The sequence below is a fragment of the Streptomyces sp. 8P21H-1 genome (assembly GCF_013302945.1).
Genome location: NZ_JABTYA010000264.1, coordinates 1 through 19,670 on the forward strand (window position 1 = coordinate 1; position 19,670 = coordinate 19,670).

A 19,670-nucleotide genomic window follows, 5' to 3' on the forward strand; every position below is an offset into this window, starting at 1 on the left:
GCGGCCGATCAGGTCCGGAATCTTCGCCGCGGCCGGGTCGGAGGCGGTGGTGCGGTGTCGGCGGCGCAGGCGGAGCCCGGCCAGCCCGATCGTCTTCATGACCCGGGCGATGCGTTTGTGGTTCACCACCTCGCCGTTCTCCCGGAGCTCGGCGGTGATCCTGGGGACGCCGTAGGTCCTTCCGAGGCCCGGTGAACCGTGCGTATCCGGGCAGCGAGCTGTGCGTCGGCGGTCTGGCGGGCCGCCCTTGCGGATGTCGTCCTGCGCCAGTAGTAGAAGCTGGACCGGGAGAGGCCGAGGATGGTGCACAGCCGCTTCACGCCGTAGCGGCGCTGGTGGTCGGCGACGAACTGGAAGCGGTTCACCAGCGCGTCTCCCCGGCGAAATACTTCGCGGCCTTCCGCAGGATCTCGCGTTCTTCCTCCAGCTCACGGATCTTTTTGCGCAGCTCTGCGTTCTCGGCCTCCAGCGGCGTGGGCGGCTCGGCGGGTGCCTCCGCGCGACGTCCCCGCGGCCGACTTGCACCGGCCGCCCGGACCCAGTTCCGCAAGGTCTCGGGATTGATCCCCAGATCGGCGGCGACCTGCCGGATCGTCGCCTCGGGCCGCGACTGGTACAGCGCGACCGCGTCCGTCTTGAACTGTGGCGGATAGTTCTTCATGACCACGAGATGTCCGTTATCAGATCCTCAGGATCCAGTGTCTCGTGTGTTCAAGATCAGGGGTCAAGGCCCGACGTGGAGGGCATCCCGGACCTCCTCACCGGCTTTTACATCGTGGCCCTGGCCGTCACCGCCGCCATCATGGCGTGGGTGGAGATGCGCCCCGGCAAGGAAAACGCGGCCCTCCCCGGAGCCGCCTACCTGTAACTCCCGAGTGGCACGGAAAGCCATGGGCACCCCCTGACGCGCCCTCTCCGCGCCTACGCCTTGCAGGAATGCGGCGAGCTGAGCGAGCGCGCCGATACCGCCACGCTCGCCACCGCACTGCTGGCCGCCATCCAGGGCGGCATGCTGCTGTCCCAGGTCCGCCGGTCCAGCACCGCCTACCAGCAGGCCGTGTGAGCCATGATCGACCACATCGAGAGCTACCTCGTCCGGTAGCAGCTTGAGGGCGTCAGCTCACCACTCACACCCTTTGACCTGCTGATACAGAGTTCAGAAACAAAAGAACAAGCTCAGCGGGATTCGTCGTAGGGGTCGCGGCTGCCGGACTTGGCCAGGCCCCGGCTGATCATGTAACCGACGCTGAGGATGATGATGTAGAGCCATGCCTTGTCGGCTCGGAAGTAGTCGGCGTGGCCTTCGTCGTCTCCCACGACCATGGAGGCGATCAGTACGGCGATGACCGAGGCGAGGTAGACGAAGAACTCGGTCGTCTTGAAGGCGGCCTTCGTCTCCGTCGACAGTCGACGCGACGGGTGAGTGGCCGTGCCGTCGCTAGTGTGGTGACCGGCGTTGCCGGCCGGGTTAACAGTGCTCATAAGAAGGCAGCTTTCTCGTCGTGCGACGCACCTGAGGCGTTTCGCGGAATCGAGCGACATCAAGATCGACGTTGCCGCTACCGAGTGCCCACTTCCTGCGGAGTAAACAAGGTCTAAAGGCATGCGCAAGTCAATCTTCTGTCGTATCGGCCCCCCCCAGGAGCCCGGCCATGACCCCTTGTCCAGGTCTGCCGCTGCCCTGAGGCTGATGGACACCCTGACAATGGATCTTGATGGTCCAGGGAGGGATGTCCAGATGGGGCGGAAGTTTCCATATTCGGATGAGTTCCGGGAGGATGCCGTCGCGCTGTATCGCGCGTCGGGCGATAGGCGGACGCATGAGGCGGTGGGGTGGTGGCGGTGTGTGGCGGGTACCCGGCCCGAAGGTCCCCGGGGGTCGGAGAGGTGCATGGAGGGGGAGGTGGATGGGGTTGTCGTCTCGGTACGGGTTGGCCGGTCGTGTTCTGGCCGCTGCCGCCGGTGGTGATGCAAGGGAGCTGCCCGGGCGTTTGTGTGAGGTGCTGTGTGAGGGGGTGCCGGTGGACGGGGTGACGTTGTCGTTGATGACGCACACTCCTGCCCGGTATCTGTTGGGTGCTTCGGATCCGGTGGCCCGGCAGCTGGAGGAGGTGCAGTTCCTGGCGGGGGAGGGGCCGTGTGTCACTGCGGCGGCCACGGGGAAGCCGGTCGTCGTCCCTGATTTCCGCCGGCCGCTTGAGCGGTGGCCGTTGTTCGAGGCGGGCCTGCAGGCTCCGCTGGCCCGGATGGGGGCTGTGTACGCCTTCCCCCTGGCCTTCGGTGACCAGGTCCTGGGTGCTGCGGATCTCATCCGCCGCGAGCCGATGACGCCGGACGAGGAGACCGTCGCAGAGATGGCCACGGCCGTGCGGATGGCGGCCGCGGTTCTGCTGCCCGCGCTGCCGGCCCTTCTGCCCGGATACGGCCTGTCGCCCGAGGAGACCGGCAGGCCCGACAGGGCCGGCGCTCACTGGGACACCACTCATCAGGCCGCAGGGAAACTCGCCAGCCAGCTGGGCATCTCTACTCAGGAGGCACTCGCGCGACTCCGCGGCCACGCCTTTTCGACCGGCCGTTCCCGGCCCGTCGTCGCCCAGGACGTCCTGGGCCCACCACGCGGCCAGCCCGACACCTGAGCGCAGCTCGGGCCCCGCACATCTGGCGGGTGCCGACGCCTGCCCGATACGGATCCGAGAGGGTTTGCACACAGGCACTCACAGTTGCCTGAGCGGGACGGCTTGGGCCATGTGGTGGTAGCCGGCGTCGTTGGGGTGGACGTGGTCGCCGCTGTCGTAGGCGGGGCGCAGGGTGTTGGGCCGGTTGGGGTTGGCCAGGGCGCGGTCGAAGTCGGCCAGGGCGTCGTAGCCGCTGCTGGTGTCGGCGGTGCGGCGGATCCACTGGTTGAACTGCGTGCGGATGGTCTCGTTGGTGCCGATGCAGCTGCAGGGCGGAAGGGTGGCGCCGACGGCTTTCAGGCCCCGTTCGTGAGCCCACTTGATCAGGTAGCGGTGGCCGTCGATCAGCCGCTGAGCGGTGATCCTGGGCGCGCCCTGGGCGCACCGAGTGGTTCCTGCTTGCTGGCGGATGTCGTTGGTGCCTACGAGCGCGATCACGGTCCGTGTGCCGGGCTGGAGGACGACGTCCCGCCGGAAGCGTGCCGTGACCGATTCACCGCCGCAGGCGGACTTGGTCAGCAGCCGGTTGGAGCTGATGCCGGCGTTGAGGACGGGGCGCGGGGTCCTGTTGTTGATCAGGCGTTCGGCGAGCTGGTCGGGATAGCGGTTGTTCGCGTTGTGGGCCGAGCCGAATCCGTCGGTGAGGGAGTCACCCAGGGCGACGACGCCGTTGCGTGGCTGTGCCTGGGCGCCGCGGACGTCGATCCGGGTGAGGTAGTACCAGTTCCGTGCGCTGCGTGTGTATGCTCCGCCGCCGGGATCGACGCGGTGGTCGCCCTCAGCCCGGTAGCTGTTGGCGATGGCCTGGCTGTGGTAGGTCGACGGGCCGGTGCGTCGGGCGAAGTACAAGGTGACGGTCAGCTTCTCCTTCGCCGTGGTGCTCATGCGCAGCGGATCGCTGTCCAGTTCCCTGCCCGCGGGGATCTGTGCCCACTGTCGGCTGGAGAACGTGAGGTTGCGCTGGGAGCCGCGTTTGACGGCCGCGCCGGAGGCGGTGCGGGCGATGGTGGCGCCGGTCAGCCGCAGGGGCGTGGTGCCGTACAGGTTGGACAGCCGTACCCGCACCATCGTGCCGCCCACGGTGAGCCGGACTGCCTGGCGCACCGATTGGTTGGCGAAGCCCTGACGCGCCCAGCCGGGAACGTTCGGGTTGAGGGGCTGCTGCGCGGCGGCCCAGCTGCCCCGCCAGAACACCGCAGGAGCAGCGCTGGGACGTTCCGCGGCGCTGGAGGGGACAGGGTCGGGCATCGGTGTTGCTGCCGCTGGTGAAGGCGGTCCGGCGGCCACGGTGCTCACTGCCGCTGCGCCCCCCAGGAACAGCGCCAGGATTCTCGTCGGTCTCAGTCTCATGCGTTACGTTCCTTCGCTCGAGGTGTGTGGACTGGGGCGGTGCGAGGCAACTTGATGGACCGCTGCGGAGTTCGCCGCGTCTCACAGCTACGTCAGGGCACCCGGAGGCCGCTGGTGGCGTCGGCCGGCATAGGAAGCCGGTACGAAGGGATGTACCCCAAGGCTGGCGGATGCCGCTGTGAGGTGTCAGAAGGCAGCGTTCTCGCGTGACCACGCGTGCCACTCGTTCCACACGGAGTGGGTCTTCGCGCGGTTCCACTGGTGGTTCTTGGCGCGGGCGTAGCCGTTTCGGCGGTCGACGGTGATGAGGTAGCCCCACAGGTCGGTGCGGGTGGCTCCCTTGTAGGTGAAGGGGAAGTTGAAGAAGTGTCCGTGCCAGCGGTTCTGCCTGACCAGCAGCTTGTGCAGGGCGCGGACGGTGTTGTAGTTCCACCTCGGCTGGTTGTCGAGAGCCGACATGCTGAAGATGCCGTCGCCGATGTCGCCCCAGAACACCACGTGGGTGTGGTTAGGGAACTGAGCGCGGTGTTCGTGCAGGTAGCGTTCGAGATCGGCCACGCCCATCGTGGTGCGCAGGAATCGGATCTGCTCGTCGACCGCCTTCTTCGCCTCGTAGCCGACGTTGGCCAGCCACTGGTTGTTCAGCCGACCGAGTCGGCACACGTTCTCGGGGTGGCTGATCATGTGCTTGTAGAGGAAGGCGAAGCGGCCGGTCTGCGCGCGCATCTGCTGCAGCCACGTGGTGCCGCCGTTGTGGATGCCCTTGAAGTACGGCCCCATGCCCGCGCCGGGGACCATCAGGGTGTGCGTTTTGAGCCAGTTGCCGGTGCGGGCGTTGATGCCCCGGGCGATGTACAGAGCGCGGTTGCGGACCTCGGCGCAGTTGTTCAGGTTCGTTTCCACCGGCATCACGCCCTGCAGCGATCCGGCGATCCCCTCGCGTTTCGCGCGCTGGATGAGAGCGCTCATGTCGGCGATGAACTCGTCCGCCCCCGGGTGCCGGTTGTAGGCGCCCCAGGAACGGTCGCTGCGCTGCAGCCACTGCCGCTTCCACAGGTAGACCTTCATGCCGCGGCGGTTGAGCTCGCCCAGCACCTTGATGATCTCGTCGTTGCGCTGCTTCTTCGTGGTGCCGCGGGGCAGGTCGCCCATGTTCGCGACACGCAGCACCACCGTCTTGAAGTCGTTGTTGAACAGCGACGCGACCGCGGTGCGGTAGGCCAGGCCCTGGGTATCGAACCGGACACCGAAGGTGTCGAAGTTGTCACCCGGCTGCGCCGGGCGGCGCACCGTGCGCCACTTGATACCGCGGATGCTGTCGGGGCTCTGCGACACCGGAGCGGCCAGGGAAGCGGCCCCGGCGACCTCGTCGCCCAGCGTGCTGCCGGCCACCGCCGCACCGGCCACCGAGATACCGATTCCCAGAAAACGACGCCTTGACGTTGCCATAACAGCCCCCTTGCACAGCCCGGTTCGTGCAACCTGTGTACCGGCGGTTCCACAAAAGCGGTACGCATTTGTCCGTCAAATCACCTGTATGGGCTACCACTTCGCCACGACAACCTCACACTGCACAGACGCCACACAGAAGCGCGCAGCCACTGCCAAATGTGCGCACCGCACGCTCCGAAACGCAACAAAGCGCTGCCCCTCGTTCGTGGGCGGCCCGCTCCTGAACGGCACATCAGCCCTTACGGTCCAGGAAGGCGTCAGGACGCAGCGCTAGACGATCACGAGGAGTCATCACAACCTTCGCCATCCGCTTCGTCTTCTCGCGGACCGCCAGGACCGCCTCCCGAACCTCGGCGGAAACCGTCCGGGTTCCGCCGCCGCGGCGCAGCCACCGGTCGTCGGCGCAGCCGACCAGCCCGAACCGGCGGCGGGCGTTCTCCCACCGGATCAGCGTGCGGTAGCCAACCGAGCCCAGCCCCAGCAGCGTCGCGTGGGCAGAGTCCAGGGCCGCGAGTTCCGCCACCTTCGTGTGCCGACGCTTGGTGAGCGTCGTGGTCGCCGGGTCATACCCGGCTCTCGGCTCGCCCGGGCCCGGGTGGAACGGGTCACCGGAGCGGAACCCGATCGCCACTTCCAGCAGGTGGGCCATCCGCAGCTCGGTCAGCTCCAGTCGGCCCGCTTTGAGGTCCTCGGATGCCTCGCGCTGGCGGCCCCGGTCGGCCCCCGCCGACGACATCCGCGACGACGGGCGGCACTGCGGATGGTTGGCCACGAACCGGAAGGTCATCCGCTCGCGGGTGCCGTCGTCCTGCACCAACTGGACCCGGCCCAGGTGCGGTTCGCGGCGCTCGACTGTCCACTCCGTCCCGTCCAGCACCAGCCCGGCGCCGGGGGAAAGGTCCAGCACCGCCGCCGCGGTCAGCGGGCCTTCTCCCCAGCGGGCAGCACGAGCGAGCGGTCCCCCAAGCGGGCCGGCCAGGTCGACGCCCAGCTGCCGGGACCACAGCAGGTGCAGCAGCTGGGCCCGGGCAACCGGCTCGCAGCCTGTCGCCGCCGCGAGCTCGCCGAACCTCCGCCCGCCTGTCGCCTCGGCGAGCAGCACCGGCCGCAGCCCCAGCGGGTCGGACCTCAGCCGGCGCCGCGATGCCATCGCGTCCAGCCCTGCGAAGGCGTGCTCGCGTCATCGGGCGGCCACCGCATAGCGCCAGCCGCAGACGACGGCGACCTCGGCGGCCGCGGCGAACGACTCCTTGATTACTGTCTTCGGATCGTCAAGGTGACGCTGGATCGACGAGGGTCAGGCCGGTACCGGCTATGAAGCCGTCGAGGGTGTGGGGCCGGTACTGGAGGCGCTTGAGCTGGTTGCGGACCAGCGTTTCGAGCCGGTCGAGGGCGACCACTGCGAGGTTGGCCAGGCTGCGTTTGACGTGTACCCATACCCATTCTACGGGGTTGAGTGGGAGTTAAGTCCCGTTTACTAGGGTTCGGTGTCGCCCGTGTGTGTGATTGCCGGCCTGTCCGGGCGGTGCTGTCCTGTCCGCATGGAGCGTGCGTCGTATCCGAGTGACTTATCGGACGAGCAGTGGGAGCTGATCGAGCCGGTGATCACCGGCTGGAAGCAGGCGCGGGTGGCGCGGTCGGCGACCGGCGATCCGGGCGATTGTGATCTCTGGGAGATTGTGAACGCGATCTTCTATCAGAACCGTACGGGCTGTCAGTGGCGGTTCCTGCCGCACGATTTCGCGGCCTGGTCGGCGATGTTCTACTACTTCACGCTGTGGCGCCAGGACAGCATCGACCAGCAGATCCAGGAACTGCTGCGCTGCCAGGCGGGGGAGAAGGCCCGCCGATTAGAGGACCCGTCCCTGGTGGCCATGGACACCCAGACCATCAAGGCTGCGGCCGGTGTTCCCGCGACCACGACAGGACTGGACGCCGACAAGAGATCGCCGGGCCGCAAGCGCGGGCTCGCCGTCGACGTGCTGGGGCTGATCATCGGTGTGGTGGTGCTGGCTGCTTCCGCGCCCGACAACGCCGCCGGCATCGCACTGCTGGACCAGATCACCGAGCGGTGCGGAAACCGGCTGGAGAAGGTGCTCGTCGACCAGGGCTTCAAGGACGAGCCGATCATCCACGGCGCCGCGCTCGACATCACCGTCGAGCAGGTCAAGCGTGACCCGGACCAGAAGGGGTTCGTGCCGCAGGCGAAGCGGTGGATCGTGGAGCAGGCGAACGGCACGCTGATGCTGCACCGGCGCCTGGTGCGGGACTACGAGCACCGCCTGGACAACTCCGCCTCCTATGTCTTCTGGGCCTCCATCGCCGTCATGGTCCGCCGGCTCACCGTGCCGTCGCCGCGCCGGCGTGACAGCGACAAGGCCATGGCGTGAACGTCTCCGAGCTCCTGGCGGCCCTCCAGACCCAGCACGAGGCGGCCACCCAGACCGTCACCGACCTGCGCGAGCAACAAGCGCGTCTGGCCCGGGAACTAGTCGAGGCCGAAGCCCGCGTGACGGAACTGGCCACCGCTCGGAAGGTCATCGAGAGCATCACTCCAGCCGACACGGACACCGACGTCGACACCGAGTCAGCCACGGCATACCAGCGCATCCTGACCTCCTTCAATAACCACCCGGGACAGGCCGTGCGGGCCCGCGAACTGCACGAACACCTCGACCTCCCCACCGACGAAGCATCCGTCAACGTCACCCGCGCCCGCCTCGGCCGTCTTCTGCGCCAAGACCATCTCACGCAGCCCGGTCGGGGCCTCTACGAGAAACGGACTTAACGCCCACTGAGATCGGGTGAGTAGGCAGGGAGCAGGAACACCGTCAGCCATTCGCGCTCGGCGATCAACTCACGCATGACATGGGAGATGTGGGTGTTCAGGCGGTCCCAGACCAGCACGATCGGTGCCTTGATGAGGTGGTGGGTGCCATCGATCAGTGCGATGAAATCGCGCTCGCCCATGCTGCGGCGTGCGCCTTTGCCAGCGGGGTGGGTGCGTAGGCGGTGGCACAGCCGGGTGCGGGAGCCCGGCCGCATCGCGATCAGTCCGGCCACCGACAGGCGTCCTGAGCGTCGTCCGCTGACGGTCACGACCGGAGTGCGGCCGCGTCGGCCCCAGGTACGTCCTTTGGGCGGTCGGCGGGTGAACCCGGCTTCGTCCTCGAAGCAGATGTAACCTCCGCAGGCCGCCCGGGCTCTTTTACCTCGTCCCAGGTCGCCTCCTTCCAGGCGGTCACAGCCTGCTCGTCGCGCTCGGCGACCCGCAGCGCGGGTACCTGAGGGCTGAAGCCGAGCCGGTGCATCAGTCTCGTGGCACCCGAGACGCTGTAGGAGACGTGAAACTTCCTGCCGATCAGCGTGGCCACCCTCGCCGCGGTCCACACCTGATCCTCCACCCAGCCATGCCTGGCCGGCCCCTGCTCGAGATACCAGGCCAGCTTCTCCAGACAACAAGGGGACAGTCGGCATCGCGATCCGCTCGGGCCATGGGAGACCAGAGCCTCACGACCGCCGACCCGCCATAGTTGGTGCCACTGGTAGGCCGACTTCAGGCTCACCCGCAGGTGCTGTGCGACCTCCGACGGCTTGCCCTTCTGCTCGAACAGCTCGGCTGCCTGCATCCGTACTGTTTCCCGGCGCTGCCGCCCCGCAGCGGTCAGCCCACCCCCATCCGCATACCTCACAACACCACGGATACAGCCACCGCCTCAGGCCCTTCAGGGAGTTCAAAAAATTCACCCTAATGAGCCGAAGCCAGTACTCGTGCATCTGACCACGGCATACCTGCTGCTCGGGCCTCAGCAGCACCACCGAACAGCCTGCCGAACGGGCTGAGTGGTCACTGCCGACCGCCCGGTCGGTGTCGTACGACGAGGGGATACAAACGTGCGTGGTCTGTATCGGAAGGCGCGGACTGCTTGGCGGTCACCGCCAACGCGACGTAAGGCGACCGCGGTTGCGTTGAGGTTTGCGACGCAAGCCGCGCTGAGGATGCTCCTGGAGCACCTGCTGGGTTACCAACCTTGTTGGCGTGATGTCGCAGGGGCTGACAAGCCTTGGTTCTTGAAGTAGGCCGGTCGTATGAGGTGTCCGCAAGGGGGTGGGCTGACCGCGGAGCGACGGGTGTTTCGCGAGCACATCCGGATGCAGGCGGCCGAGTTGTTCGCCCTCGGACACGACAATGCTGCCGTCGCTGGGCAGTTACGTATCAGCGTGCGATCGGTACAGCGGTGGCATCAGGCTTGGGAGCACGGCGGAACGCCGGCCCTGGAGTCGAAGGGGCCGGCGTCCAGGCCCAGGCTGAGTGAGGCACTGTTCGAGGTGCTCGATCAGGAGATGGCCAAGGGGCCGGTCGCGCACGGCTGGCCGGATCAGACCTGGACGCTGGCGCGGATCAAGACGCTGATCGGGCGCCGGTTCCACAAGAGCATGACGCTGTCGGCCATCGCGCAGATGCTGCACCGGCACGGTTTCAGCCACCAGGTCCCGGCCCGCCGCGCGACCGAGCGCGATGAACAAGCCGTCACCGGCTGGGTGAAGGAGACCTGGCCCCAGGTGGAAACGCCGTGGCGGCGCTCGGGGCCTGGCTCTGCTTCGAAGACGAAGCAGGCTTCTCGATGACGCCGCCCACCGTCCGCACCTGGGCCAGACGTGGCCACACACCCATCATCCGGGTGCGGGGACGTTTCCAGCGCCGCATCTCCATTGCCGCTCTGGCCTGCTACCAGCAGGGCGAACGCTCACGGCTGATCTACCGGCCCAAGCGGCACGTCGACCACAAACGGGGCGGCAGACGCAGCTTCACCTGGACCGACTACCGTGACCTGCTGACCGACGCTCATCAGCAGCTCGGCAGACCGATTGTGCTCATCTGGGACAACTTGAACGTGCACAAAGACCGTCGGCTGCGGGAGTTCATCGACACTCATGACTGGATCACCTGCTACTTCCTGCCGGCCTACGCACCCGACCTCAACCCCGTCGAGGGCGTCTGGTCACTACTTCGACGCAGCAGCCAGGCCAACACCGCTTTCACCGACCCCGACCACCTCATGAGCACGCTTCGACACGGTCTCCGCCAGATCCAGTACCGCAGCAACCTCATCGACGGATGCCTCGCCGAAACCGGCCTCACTTTGACGACATCACGCCAACAAGGTCAGTAGTGCGTTGTGGCAAAGGGAGTCCCTGTTCGATGAGCATGGGCTTCCTCGTGTGCGGGGCATGATCGCCTTGGAGTAGGGGCAGGCAGCGGACGGCTTGTTGTGGATCAAAGAGGGTGCGATGCCGTCGGTGCTGGGGTTGATGGAACAGCGTGAGGCGCGGGCGAGGCAGGACCTGGAGTTCTGGACGGAGGTCCTGGAGCAGGCTCAGGCGGAGGTGGACGCCGCGCAGCAGCGGGTCGAGCGGGCCCAGGTGGGGCGTGAGGAGCTTGTGTCGGTGCTGGCCGGGGAGAGTCCGGTGGATACGCCGGTTCCGGTGCCGTCCGGTGGTGAGATGGTTGCCGCTCGCCCGCCGATGCCGAGATCTTCGAGCACGAGCTGGCGTACGCCCTCCTGCACCAGATCTTCAGCTTCACTTCAACTCACCGGTGTGGTTCAACGTCTGCCACCGCAGACTGGCCAACTGAAATGACGTCTTCAGCGCTGGTAGGGTTCCGCCGCCCGTGCCTTCCCCCGCCGCTGCGCCGGCGTCGTGGCGCCGAGGGGTCCGTCCTGCTCATCCGGGCGCAGACACTCGATCAGATAGTCGCCGGTGTCGGGGGCACGGGTCACCCCGTGGGTCTCGCTGCCGAAGCCGGGGAAGTGACGGTCGAAGGACTCCAGGGCGCCGAGGTAGCGCAGCAGAGGGCCGTCTTCCTCTCCGATGCTCTCGCCCGGCATGAGAACCGGGATACCGGGCGGCGTCACCGTGACCATCGCCGCGGCGATCCGGCCTGGCGCGTCCGCCAGGGGGATGCGGTCCGTGCCGCCGCGGATCAGGCGCTCGTAGCACAACTGGGGCGGGGTGACCGGCTCCGGGAGCTGCTGGAAGGCCGTGTCGAGCAGTTCGACCAGGCGGGCGTCGCGCAAGTGGGCGTGCATCTCCTGGCACAGGTCGCGCAGGCTTCGCCCTGCATAGCGCCGCGGGTGCTCGGCGACCAGGGCCGGCAGCGCCCGCTCCAGCGGGGCATCACCGTCGTAGAGGTCCTTGAAGTCCATCAGGGCGTCCAGCAGCGTGCCCCACTTCCCCTTGGTGATGCCCATGGAGAACAGCACCAGCGTGGTGTAGCTGTCGGTCTTCTCCACGACGATGCCGCGCGTGCTCAGATAGGCGGTGAGGATCCGTGCCGGGATGCCCCGGTCGGACATCGCACCGGTCGCGTCGACTCCCGGGCAGGTCAGGGTGACCTTGATCGGGTCGAGCATGCAGTAGCTGTCGGCCAGGCCGAGGAAGCCGTGCCAGTCCGCGTCGGGTGCAAGGTGCCAGCAGGACGCCTCGGTCCGTAGCAGCTCCGCCGGAGCCTCGTCGAACGGCATCTGCGTCCCGTTCGCGGGGTCGGTCACCTCATCCGGCTGCCACACCCCGAAGAACCAGGGCGGCCGGTCCCCGGCGGCCTCGATCCGCCGCCCGATCCGCACCATCTCCTGGCGGAACCGGACCGCCTCCGTGACCGCCTCGTCGATCAGCCACTGCCCTTGCGGACCGTCCATCATGGCCGTGGCCACGTCCAGCGAGGCGATCATCGGATACGACGGCGATGTCGTGCCGTGCATCATCAATGCCTCGTTGAACCGGTCGTGCTCCACCGGCGCCCGCGGGGCAGGCCGGACGTGCACCATGGCTGCCTGCGACAGCGCCGCCAGCAGCTTGTGCGTGGACTGGGTTGCGAAGACCGTCGGCCGGTTGGGGCCGGGGAACGCCTCCTCGTCCACGGACATGCCGTAGCGTCCCGCGTAGAGCGGATGGAAGCGGGCGTACGCGAACCACGCCTCGTCGAAGTGCAGCCGGGGCGTGCTGGCCGCGAAGGCATGGGCCGCCGCCGACGCGTCGTAGCACAGGCCGTCGTACGTTGAGCTGGTGAACACCGCGTACTGGGCACGCGACGACACCGCGCCCGCTGAGAGAGGGTTCCTCGCGATCCTCGCCGCAACCGAGTCCGCCGCGAGCTCGGCGGGCGGCAGCGGCCCGGCGAGTCCGTAGCCGTTGCGGGTCGGGATCAGGTATACCGGTCGGGCGCCGGAGACGACCAGGCCGTGCAGGACCGACTTGTGGCAGTTGCGATCCACCAGGGCGATCTCGTCCCGTGTCACGCTGAAGTGGCCGACCAGACGGTTGCAGGTGGAGTCGCCGTGCAGGACGAAGTACGTGCGGTCGGAGCCGAAGACCCGCGCGGCGTTGCGTTCCGCCTCGCCGATCGGACCGGTGTGCTCGAACAGTGAGCCGAGCTCCCCCACCGAGATCGACAGGTCGCTGCGCAGCAGCCGCTCCCCGAAGTAGTCGTGAAAGGCCCGGCCCACGGGCGACTTGAGAAAGGCGACGCCGCCGGAGTGCGCCGGGGTGTGCCATGAGTACTCGTGTGCGTCATCGAAACGCCGCAGCGCTTTGAAGAACGGCGGGAGCAGGGCGTCCTGGTAGGCACACGCGGCGGTGGTGATCCGTCCCGCGATGAAGGCCGGCGTGTCCTCCAGCGGCCACACATAACCCACCACCGACTGCGATACCCACAGCGGCAGCTCGCCCAGTCCTTCGTCCGCCATGACCAGGAACACCGGCAGATTCTGGAACCGGCGTCCGATCCTGTGCAGAACGGCCGCGCCACCCGGCCCTTCCCCGGCCCCGGGTGGAAGATCCCACGCCACCACCGCGGCGGCCAGACCGGCCTGCGTCCTGAGCACCGCCTCGGCGTCCGAGACGCTCACCACCCACCGAACCTGAAGGCCGCTCGCCCGGATCTCCTCGGCGATGCGCGTCAACTGCCCAGCGGTAGCGCACCTGTCTTCCGGATGCTCCGTCACCGCCACCAGAACCGTGCCCTCAGCCATGCCGCCCCCTGCCCGGTGACCCCGCGCCACCTGCCATCAGTGTTCGCGGCCTGCGTGCGCATGATCGGGCAATGAGCGGTCAAACAACCCCAAGGGGTGGCAACGCGGGCCGCTCATTGACGTGTCACCATGGCGGGTCTGGCATCCTGGGGAGTGGCGTCCCAGTGGCGTACCTGGTCAACAGCCTTGTCAATCACTCGAAGCAGCAGGCAGCCGCCCGCGTCGTGGAGCGCGCTGGTCGGGGCAGTTTGCGGCCGTATGACGAACGACACGGACGCGCGTCCTGACCCGCAGGCCACAGGCCCTTCCCAGGGGCGACTCACCGTGACGACGGATGGTCGATGCCCCGGTCACCGCACCGGACGGCGCAAATCGCACGGGCGCCGGCGCCGTGCCGTGGGTCTGTCAAACGAGTGGCCCTGTCTCACTTTCGGTGGTGACGCAGCGGGGCCTTGACCCAAGGCCGGGTAGTTAACGTTTTCGCAGGTCACGCAAGGGGAGCTGAAGGATTTCCGACGCAGAACAACGGAGCTCGTTGGTACAGGCAGTCGTCCAAGACAGCTTGTACTTGAGGAGCTCCGTTGCCGTTTCATCATGTCCTGCCGGCCCCGGTCATGGCCATCACCCGTACGGTCACAGTGACCGCAGGCCGGTTCGCGCCCGGGCATCTGGGCGAGCTGACGACCGTTATGCCGTTCGAGCTGGTCGACGCGGTCCTGGCGGAGACCCGCTCGGTGCAGAAACGACTGCGTGATCTTCCTTTGCGGGTCGGTATCTACTTCCTGCTCGCGATGTGTCTGTTCCCTGAAGTCGGCTATCGGCTGGTCTGGGACAAGCTGACGGCCGGGCTGGCCGACGTGCCGGTAGCCTCCCCGACGCCGAAGGCCCTGCGTGATCTGCGCCGACGACTGGGCGGTGCGCCGGTGTGGGCGTTGTTCGAGGTTCTCGCGGGGGCCTGTGGCCCGGCCGACGACACCCGGCGTGCGGTTCGGGCCCTACCGGACTGTGTCATTCGACGGCTGCAGTTCCCAGAAGGTCCCCGACTCCGGGCGAAACAGGGCCTGGCTGGGGCGGACCTACCATCACGGCTGTCCCACACTGGAGTTGATGACGCTGGTCGAGACCGGCACACGGGCCTTGCTCGGCGCGGTGTTCGGGCCCACCGCCGAGGGTGAGACCAGCTATGCCTCGCGCCTGCTGCATCTGCTGCGGCCGGACATGCTCGTCCTGTGGGACAAGGGCTTCGACGGCAACGACTTCCTCGCCTCCGTCACCGCGACCCGCGCCCAATTCCTGGGCCGACTGCGCAGCAACCGGCGTACTCCCGTTCTCACACATCTCGCCGACGGCTCATACCTGTCGGTGATCGCCGCCGAGAAGGTACGTGTGATCGACGCGAACATCACGGTGACCTGCGCGGATGGCACCGTCTTCGTCGGCTCCTACCGGCTGGTCACCACCTTGACCGACGCCGGCCGCTACCCGGCGGTTGCGCTGGTGAGCCTCTACCACCAGCGGTGGGAACACGAATCTGCGTACTACGCGCTCCGCCACACACTCATGAACGGGCGTGTCCTGCGCTCGGGCGATCCGGCCGGCGTCGAACAGGAGATGTGGGCCCTGCTCACCCTCTGCCAGGCCCTACGCACCATGATGGTCGAGGCCGCGGAGTCGCTACCTGGCACCGATCCGGACTGCTGCTGCTTCACCATCGCCCTCCAGACCGCCCGCGACCAGGTCGTCCAGGCCACTGCCATCATCACCGACCCCGCCGATGCCGGTCGCATCGGGCTGATCGGGCACCGGGTCCTGGCCCGTCTCCTGCCGCCCCGACGCCAGCGCGTCAGCACCCGCAAGGTCAAGTCACCGATGTCCCGTTACAGCACCCGCCATGACGACGGCAGGCCCGACACCAGCCGCACCATCACCAGTCTCGACATCAGCGTCCTCGAACCTCGCGAACTGCACCCTCGACTCCCCGCCCTCTCCCGCGACGACCGGAACACCGCCCCCGCCGACCGCCGCCGTCACCGGATCCTTGGTCTGCTCGAAAAAGACCCCACCCGCTTCTGGCGCCCTCGTGACATCGCTTCCCACTTCGGCGACATCACCATGGAGACCATGTATCGGCGGCTCTCCAGATGGGCCGAGACCGGCCTCATCCACAAACTCGGCCCCGGCCTCTACGCCGCCACGGCATGGACTCCAACACCCCTTGCGTGACCTGCGAAAACGTTAACTACCCGGCCTTGGGTCAAGGCCCGATCCTGACGAACCTCGTTTAGATGCCATTTATCCCTGGGCCGCACCCGGCTCCTGCGCCGTCCTTTCGCATGGGCCTGGCCGGACCTGGCTCAACAGCGGCGGACCGTCTCATGGCAGACGAGCGCGCCGCGCTGCAGCATCAGCTCCTCCACCCCGCGGAAGCTGAGGGGGAAAGTGCGGTGGCCATGCAGGTGACGACCGAGGACCCCATAGGGTGGGAAGCCGTGGGCGTACGGCAGCAGTGCGCCGAGAAAGATTTTCGTGCCCGCTGATGCTGTTGGCCGGGCCTCTATGAAGCAACGGAGTGCAGCGGTGATGCGACTGGAACTCGGGGCTGCGGTGTCTATGGCGCGAGAGATCGGTGAGCAGGTTCTCGCCCCACAGGCTGCGGCCGTGGACGAGGAGCAGAGATGGCCCGAGAAGGGTATGGCCGCGCTGCGGTCCCGGCTCGGCGGGCTGGTGGTGCCGGCAGAGTGCGGGGGCATGGGGCACGGGCTGCTGGCGGTGGCGCAGGTCGGTGAGGCGACGGGACGCGCCTGCGCCTCGACGTCGATCTGTTTCGGTATGCACCTCGTCGCCTCGGCGGTGATCGCTGCGAAGGCCAGCCACCAGCAGCGGGAATTTTATCTGGAGCCGATCGCTGCCGGTGAGCATCTGACGACCCTGGCCCTGTCGGAACCGGGGACGGGCGGGGAGTTTTGGCTGCCGCAGACACGTATGGAGCGTGTGGAGGGTGACCGGCTGCGGCTGACCGGAGCGAAGAGTTTCGTCACCAACGCCGGCCACGCAGATTCCTACGTTGTGTCGACCCTGGCCGCCGGACCGGGAACGCCGCCGGGCCAGTTCTCCTGCACGGTGGTCGACGCCACCGTGCCGGGGCTGGAGTGGGGGCCGCCATGGCAGGGTTTTGGCATGCGCGGCAACGCCTCCCGCGGACTGCAGCTGGAAGGAGCCGAGATCCCCGACCGGTGCCTGCTCGGGGAGGAGGGCGATGAGATCTGGTATGTCTTCAACGTTGTCGCCCCCTACTTCCTGATGGCCATGGCCGGCACGTATCTGGGCGTGGCCGCGGCGGCCCTCGAAGAAGCCCGCACTCACCTGCTGCGGCGCAAAGGGGCGCGTACGGGCCGGGCCGCCGCGGAGCAGCCGGTTGTCCAGCACCGGCTGGGCACGATGTGGGCCCGTGTGGAACGCACTCGGCGGCTGATCTACCACGCTGCCGCCGAGGCGGAGATCGGCGGCCCGGAGGCTCTGCTGGGGCTGGCCTCCGCCAAGGCCGAAGTGGCCGAGGCTGCCGAGGCTGCCGTCAATGACGCCCTGACCCTGGTCGGCGGGATCGGCTACGGCGAACATTCACCCCTGCACCGCCTGCTGCGCGACGCCCGCGCCGCGCACGTGATGTCGCCGGGGACGGACCTGCTGCGGATGTGGACCGGCAGGGCCCTGCTCGACGAACCACTCCTTGAGGGCTGAGACGATGAACCACGCTCTGCCCTTGCTGCTGCTTGTCGACGTCCAGCAGCGGACGGTCAACGCCATCACCGCTGAACTGGCCGCAACGACCGAGATCATCCAATCCTCGGCCGAAGACGTGCTGGCGTACACCGGCGGAACACCCGGTCAGCGTCGGCCGACGGTGGTCGTGGTCGGGGAGACGGTCACAGCGCCTGTCGGCGTCGTCCACTCCCTGCGGCCACACCCTGCGGACCTGGCAGTCGCCGTGACAGCCGTCCCCGCCACGAAGGACAAGCTCGGTGTGCTCCCGCTTCTGTTCTCCGACGACATTGTGCGCCGGGTGGAGGGCAGCCGGGCAGCGCGGCTGATGCCCCGCATGGTGAGCGACCTGCTGCAGCAGCTCACCCGCCGTCGCGCTCATGTCGCGACGCAGGCCGCAGCCCAGCAGCTGCTGTCTCCACAGGCGTCGGTCGACCGGCAGCTGGGGGAGCGCCTGCTGGGGCAATTCCTGACCCAGGCCCCGATCGGCGTGCTCATGCTGGACGGCGACGCGATCATTGCCTGGAACCAGAGAGCCGCCGAGGTTCTGGAGCTCAGGGAACCGGACTCAGTGCACCGGCCGGTGCCCGACCTGTTCCCCGAAGACCAGCGCTCCGCACTGCATCACCACCTGGCCGTTCCCGGACAGTACCGGGACGCCGAACCCGACGCCGTCTTCGAACGCGTCCGCCGCGACGGCACCTCTCAAGCACTACGCATGGCTGTCCAGCAGGTTCTGGACACCGAGGGACGCAAACGCACCCTTGTCCTTGCCGAGGACGTTACCGACCGCCTGCACGCCCAGCGCAAACTCGCCGAACGCACCGCCCATGCTCTGCTCACGGCCGAAGTCGCCGCCGCCATGACAGCGCCGGGACCTTTGGACGAGCGCCTGCACAGGTGCGTGCGCGCCGCCACCGACCGCCTGGGCGCCGACCGCGTATGCGTCTGGAACCTGAACGCCCGCGGTGAACTCGCACACGCCATTTGTGCCGCAGACGACGCCGCACCCCCCGACGCTTCCTTGTGCCAACCGACTCGTGCCCTGGCGGAGCACATCGTCACATCACGCCGCCCGCACCTGGACATCGCACCCCGAACCGATCCGCACCCCTCTCCGCCTTCACTCGGACGCGGTTCGTTCGCCGGTTTCCCTCTCATCTCCGGTGGGGAACTGCTCGGCGTGCTGTCGATAACCACACCTCTGGCGCTTCCTGGCTCTGTTTTGACCACCTTGGAAAACATCGCCGACCAGATGGCTGTCGGCACGCAGCAGGACCGCCTGCTCAATCGTCTCAGGGAAGCAACACGTGCTCTTGAACGTCCGCTGCTCCCACCACGCCTGCCCCACATGCCGGATTTCGACCTCGGTGCCCGCTATATCCCCTTCAGTCATGGCCTGCACATCGGCGGCGACTTCTACGACGCCTTCACCGCCTCCGACGGCCGCCACGTCCTGGTCCTCGGAGACGTCTGCGGCAAAGGACCCGACGCGGCCGCCATCACCGGCCTGGTCCGCCACACCCTGTGGACCGCCGCCCAGCACACCAGCGATCCCGCCTACGTCCTGAATCTGATCAACACCGCACTGCGCCGCCAGAACACTCCCTTCTGCACCCTCGTCTACGTGGTCATCGACACCACCCGCACCCCCGCCCGTCTTCACATCGCCAGTGCCGGCCACCCCGCACCGCTCCTGCGCCGAGCAGACGGCGACACCGCACCGCTGGAGGCACGGGGCCCCCTGCTGGGTGTACTGGACAGGCCACGCCACCCGGTCACCGAAGTGGAACTGCGAACCGGCGACACTCTGGTGCTCTACACCGATGGCCTCACCGAAGGAGCCGGCGCCGCAGACCAGCGGACCCCGGACGACCTCGCCGCCATCGTCGCCGCTGTGTCGCCGACCGACGAACATCCCGCCGAGAACATAGCCAGCGTCCTGATGGAAGACGCCCACCGCTGGTGGGGCGAACGGCTCCGCGACGACCTGGCCGTCCTGACCCTGACAGCCGTACCGGCAGCAACTGAGCCCTTTCCAACTTCACTTTGAGTGCCGCGGAAGCAGTGGTGATGCTGCTGCGCTTCATGTTTGCCGAGCGGCGTTATCACAAGTGCCAAGCGCGGCTCTTCGCCCACAACGAAGCATCGCTGGCCCCTCATCGTCGGCTCGGCTTCGTGGAGGAGGGGCGCCTTCGCAACCACGTGTTCTTCGCCGGTCGTTACCACGATCTCGTCATGACGAGCATGCTCGCTGACCACTCCCCCCTGGCGCTGCCTTCGAACCACACCCCACCGAAGGCCATAGCCACCAGCATCCCGATGGCCTGACCGCACAAACTGCCCACCCGGCCGGGGCTCGTGTTTCAGAAGTGGATCTTGATGTGCCAAGATCCACTTC

At 67.6% G+C, this 19,670-nt stretch carries 21 protein-coding genes and 4 pseudogenes; 13 read left to right on the plus strand and 12 right to left on the minus strand.

The window, feature by feature from the left end; genetic code table 11:
* From HO151_RS07705 to HO151_RS05425, 3 genes and pseudogenes are all read right to left on the minus strand, one after another.
* Positions 1-129 (minus strand): annotated as a pseudogene (locus HO151_RS07705) (IS3 family transposase); the annotation flags it as partial.
* A complete protein-coding gene (locus tag HO151_RS07460) occupies positions 123-365 on the minus strand; it encodes a hypothetical protein (RefSeq protein ID WP_254594751.1) in 243 nt (80 codons plus the stop codon). The pseudogene HO151_RS07705 and the gene HO151_RS07460, both read right to left, overlap by 7 nt.
* Positions 362-661: a transposase gene (locus tag HO151_RS05425; RefSeq protein ID WP_217422894.1), complete on the minus strand. Its 300-nt coding sequence runs from the start codon at positions 659-661 to the stop codon at positions 362-364. Before HO151_RS05425 ends, HO151_RS07460 begins: the two co-directional genes overlap by 4 nt.
* 75 nt (positions 662-736) lie before the next feature.
* Here HO151_RS05425 and HO151_RS07600 point away from each other — a divergent pair, with 75 nt between their 5' ends.
* Complete coding sequence (locus HO151_RS07600) at positions 737-868, plus strand: hypothetical protein (protein WP_302479549.1); 132 nt, start codon at positions 737-739, stop codon at positions 866-868.
* 60 nt (positions 869-928) lie between these two features.
* The gene (locus HO151_RS07605) at positions 929-1,063 is read left to right on the plus strand and encodes a hypothetical protein (protein ID WP_302479550.1); all 135 of its coding nucleotides are present in this window, start codon (positions 929-931) and stop codon (positions 1,061-1,063) included.
* Positions 1,064-1,176: 113 nt separating this feature from the next.
* Here HO151_RS07605 and HO151_RS05435 read toward each other — a convergent pair whose 3' ends face one another.
* Complete coding sequence (locus HO151_RS05435) at positions 1,177-1,482, minus strand: hypothetical protein (RefSeq protein ID WP_173894966.1); 306 nt, start codon at positions 1,480-1,482, stop codon at positions 1,177-1,179.
* 425 nt (positions 1,483-1,907) lie between these two features.
* Between HO151_RS05435 and HO151_RS05440 the strand changes: the two genes are divergently transcribed.
* Positions 1,908-2,636: a GAF and ANTAR domain-containing protein gene (locus HO151_RS05440; RefSeq protein ID WP_302479551.1), complete on the plus strand. Its 729-nt coding sequence runs from the start codon at positions 1,908-1,910 to the stop codon at positions 2,634-2,636.
* Positions 2,637-2,714: 78 nt separating this feature from the next.
* On the opposite strand, the gene HO151_RS05445 is transcribed toward HO151_RS05440, so the two are convergent.
* The 4 genes and pseudogenes from HO151_RS05445 to HO151_RS05465 all read right to left on the minus strand — a co-directional run.
* Positions 2,715-3,923 (minus strand): SGNH/GDSL hydrolase family protein, encoded by a 1,209-nt coding sequence (locus tag HO151_RS05445; RefSeq protein ID WP_217422895.1) that lies wholly within the window; start codon positions 3,921-3,923, stop codon positions 2,715-2,717.
* A gap of 288 nt (positions 3,924-4,211) precedes the next feature.
* Positions 4,212-5,417 carry a hypothetical protein gene (locus HO151_RS05450; RefSeq protein ID WP_173894969.1) on the minus strand — a complete coding sequence of 402 codons (1,206 nt, stop codon included), beginning with the start codon at positions 5,415-5,417 and terminating at the stop codon, positions 4,212-4,214.
* Between the two features lie 292 nt (positions 5,418-5,709).
* Complete coding sequence (locus HO151_RS05455) at positions 5,710-6,627, minus strand: hypothetical protein (protein ID WP_254594753.1); 918 nt, start codon at positions 6,625-6,627, stop codon at positions 5,710-5,712.
* Between the two features lie 121 nt (positions 6,628-6,748).
* A pseudogene (locus tag HO151_RS05465) lies at positions 6,749-6,934 on the minus strand (IS630 family transposase); the annotation flags it as partial.
* Positions 6,935-7,018: 84 nt separating this feature from the next.
* On the opposite strand from HO151_RS05465, the gene HO151_RS05470 reads away from it, so the two are divergent.
* Positions 7,019-7,867 carry an IS5 family transposase gene (locus HO151_RS05470; RefSeq protein WP_173894970.1) on the plus strand — a complete coding sequence of 283 codons (849 nt, stop codon included), beginning with the start codon at positions 7,019-7,021 and terminating at the stop codon, positions 7,865-7,867.
* Positions 7,864-8,265 carry a hypothetical protein gene (locus HO151_RS05475; protein WP_173894971.1) on the plus strand — a complete coding sequence of 134 codons (402 nt, stop codon included), beginning with the start codon at positions 7,864-7,866 and terminating at the stop codon, positions 8,263-8,265. The genes HO151_RS05470 and HO151_RS05475 overlap by 4 nt, the downstream gene beginning before the upstream one ends.
* On the opposite strand, the gene HO151_RS05480 is transcribed toward HO151_RS05475, so the two are convergent.
* Positions 8,262-8,657: a transposase gene (locus tag HO151_RS05480; RefSeq protein ID WP_368039433.1), complete on the minus strand. Its 396-nt coding sequence runs from the start codon at positions 8,655-8,657 to the stop codon at positions 8,262-8,264. The two genes, HO151_RS05475 and HO151_RS05480, sit on opposite strands and share 4 nt — an antisense overlap.
* Positions 8,573-9,145, minus strand: a complete 573-nt coding sequence (locus HO151_RS05485; protein WP_302479552.1) for a winged helix-turn-helix domain-containing protein — start codon at positions 9,143-9,145, stop codon at positions 8,573-8,575. The genes HO151_RS05480 and HO151_RS05485 overlap by 85 nt, the downstream gene beginning before the upstream one ends.
* A 421-nt stretch (positions 9,146-9,566) precedes the next feature.
* On the opposite strand from HO151_RS05485, the gene HO151_RS05490 reads away from it, so the two are divergent.
* From HO151_RS05490 to HO151_RS05500, 3 genes are all read left to right on the plus strand, one after another.
* Complete coding sequence (locus tag HO151_RS05490) at positions 9,567-10,106, plus strand: winged helix-turn-helix domain-containing protein (RefSeq protein ID WP_173894972.1); 540 nt, start codon at positions 9,567-9,569, stop codon at positions 10,104-10,106.
* Positions 10,103-10,651, plus strand: a complete 549-nt coding sequence (locus HO151_RS05495) for a transposase (RefSeq protein WP_254594755.1) — start codon at positions 10,103-10,105, stop codon at positions 10,649-10,651. Before HO151_RS05490 ends, HO151_RS05495 begins: the two co-directional genes overlap by 4 nt.
* Positions 10,652-10,769: 118 nt before the next feature.
* Positions 10,770-11,120: a hypothetical protein gene (locus HO151_RS05500; protein WP_173894973.1), complete on the plus strand. Its 351-nt coding sequence runs from the start codon at positions 10,770-10,772 to the stop codon at positions 11,118-11,120.
* Between the two features lie 5 nt (positions 11,121-11,125).
* Here the strand turns inward: HO151_RS05500 and HO151_RS05505 are convergent, their stop codons facing one another.
* Entirely contained in the window at positions 11,126-13,510 is a 2,385-nt protein-coding gene (locus tag HO151_RS05505; RefSeq protein ID WP_173894974.1) for an Orn/Lys/Arg decarboxylase N-terminal domain-containing protein, read from the minus strand.
* Positions 13,511-14,124: 614 nt separating this feature from the next.
* Between HO151_RS05505 and HO151_RS05510 the strand changes: the two genes are divergently transcribed.
* Together HO151_RS05510 and HO151_RS05515 are read left to right on the plus strand one after the other, a co-directional pair.
* Entirely contained in the window at positions 14,125-14,685 is a 561-nt protein-coding gene (locus HO151_RS05510; protein WP_217422896.1) for a transposase domain-containing protein, read from the plus strand.
* A complete protein-coding gene (locus HO151_RS05515; protein ID WP_368039434.1) occupies positions 14,576-15,733 on the plus strand; it encodes a transposase in 1,158 nt (385 codons plus the stop codon). The genes HO151_RS05510 and HO151_RS05515 overlap by 110 nt, the downstream gene beginning before the upstream one ends.
* Positions 15,734-15,783: 50 nt before the next feature.
* On the opposite strand, the pseudogene HO151_RS07465 reads toward HO151_RS05515, so the two are convergent.
* A pseudogene (locus tag HO151_RS07465) lies at positions 15,784-15,966 on the minus strand (IS6 family transposase); the annotation flags it as partial.
* A gap of 100 nt (positions 15,967-16,066) precedes the next feature.
* Between HO151_RS07465 and HO151_RS05520 the strand changes: the two are divergent.
* From HO151_RS05520 to HO151_RS05530, 3 genes and pseudogenes are all read left to right on the plus strand, one after another.
* A complete protein-coding gene (locus HO151_RS05520) occupies positions 16,067-17,248 on the plus strand; it encodes an acyl-CoA dehydrogenase family protein (protein ID WP_173894977.1) in 1,182 nt (393 codons plus the stop codon).
* A 4-nt stretch (positions 17,249-17,252) separates the two neighbouring features.
* Positions 17,253-19,322 (plus strand): SpoIIE family protein phosphatase, encoded by a 2,070-nt coding sequence (locus HO151_RS05525; protein WP_173894978.1) that lies wholly within the window; start codon positions 17,253-17,255, stop codon positions 19,320-19,322.
* Between the two features lie 2 nt (positions 19,323-19,324).
* Positions 19,325-19,600: pseudogene (locus tag HO151_RS05530) on the plus strand (GNAT family N-acetyltransferase); the annotation flags it as partial.
* Positions 19,601-19,670 lie beyond the last annotated feature (70 nt).

Coding starts and splice junctions, on each gene's coding strand:
- HO151_RS05425 (WP_217422894.1), bottom strand. CDS start 661: ATGAAGAACTATCCGCCACAGTTCAAGACGGACGCGGTCGCGCTGTAC.
- HO151_RS05435 (WP_173894966.1), bottom strand. CDS start 1,482: ATGAGCACTGTTAACCCGGCCGGCAACGCCGGTCACCACACTAGCGAC.
- HO151_RS05440 (WP_302479551.1), top strand. CDS start 1,908: ATGGGGTTGTCGTCTCGGTACGGGTTGGCCGGTCGTGTTCTGGCCGCT.
- HO151_RS05445 (WP_217422895.1), bottom strand. CDS start 3,923: ATGCCCGACCCTGTCCCCTCCAGCGCCGCGGAACGTCCCAGCGCTGCT.
- HO151_RS05455 (WP_254594753.1), bottom strand. CDS start 6,627: ATGGCATCGCGGCGCCGGCTGAGGTCCGACCCGCTGGGGCTGCGGCCG.
- HO151_RS05470 (WP_173894970.1), top strand. CDS start 7,019: ATGGAGCGTGCGTCGTATCCGAGTGACTTATCGGACGAGCAGTGGGAG.
- HO151_RS05490 (WP_173894972.1), top strand. CDS start 9,567: ATGAGGTGTCCGCAAGGGGGTGGGCTGACCGCGGAGCGACGGGTGTTT.
- HO151_RS05495 (WP_254594755.1), top strand. CDS start 10,103: ATGACGCCGCCCACCGTCCGCACCTGGGCCAGACGTGGCCACACACCC.
- HO151_RS05500 (WP_173894973.1), top strand. CDS start 10,770: ATGCCGTCGGTGCTGGGGTTGATGGAACAGCGTGAGGCGCGGGCGAGG.
- HO151_RS05505 (WP_173894974.1), bottom strand. CDS start 13,510: ATGGCTGAGGGCACGGTTCTGGTGGCGGTGACGGAGCATCCGGAAGAC.
- HO151_RS05510 (WP_217422896.1), top strand. CDS start 14,125: ATGGCCATCACCCGTACGGTCACAGTGACCGCAGGCCGGTTCGCGCCC.
- HO151_RS05520 (WP_173894977.1), top strand. CDS start 16,067: ATGAAGCAACGGAGTGCAGCGGTGATGCGACTGGAACTCGGGGCTGCG.
- HO151_RS05525 (WP_173894978.1), top strand. CDS start 17,253: ATGAACCACGCTCTGCCCTTGCTGCTGCTTGTCGACGTCCAGCAGCGG.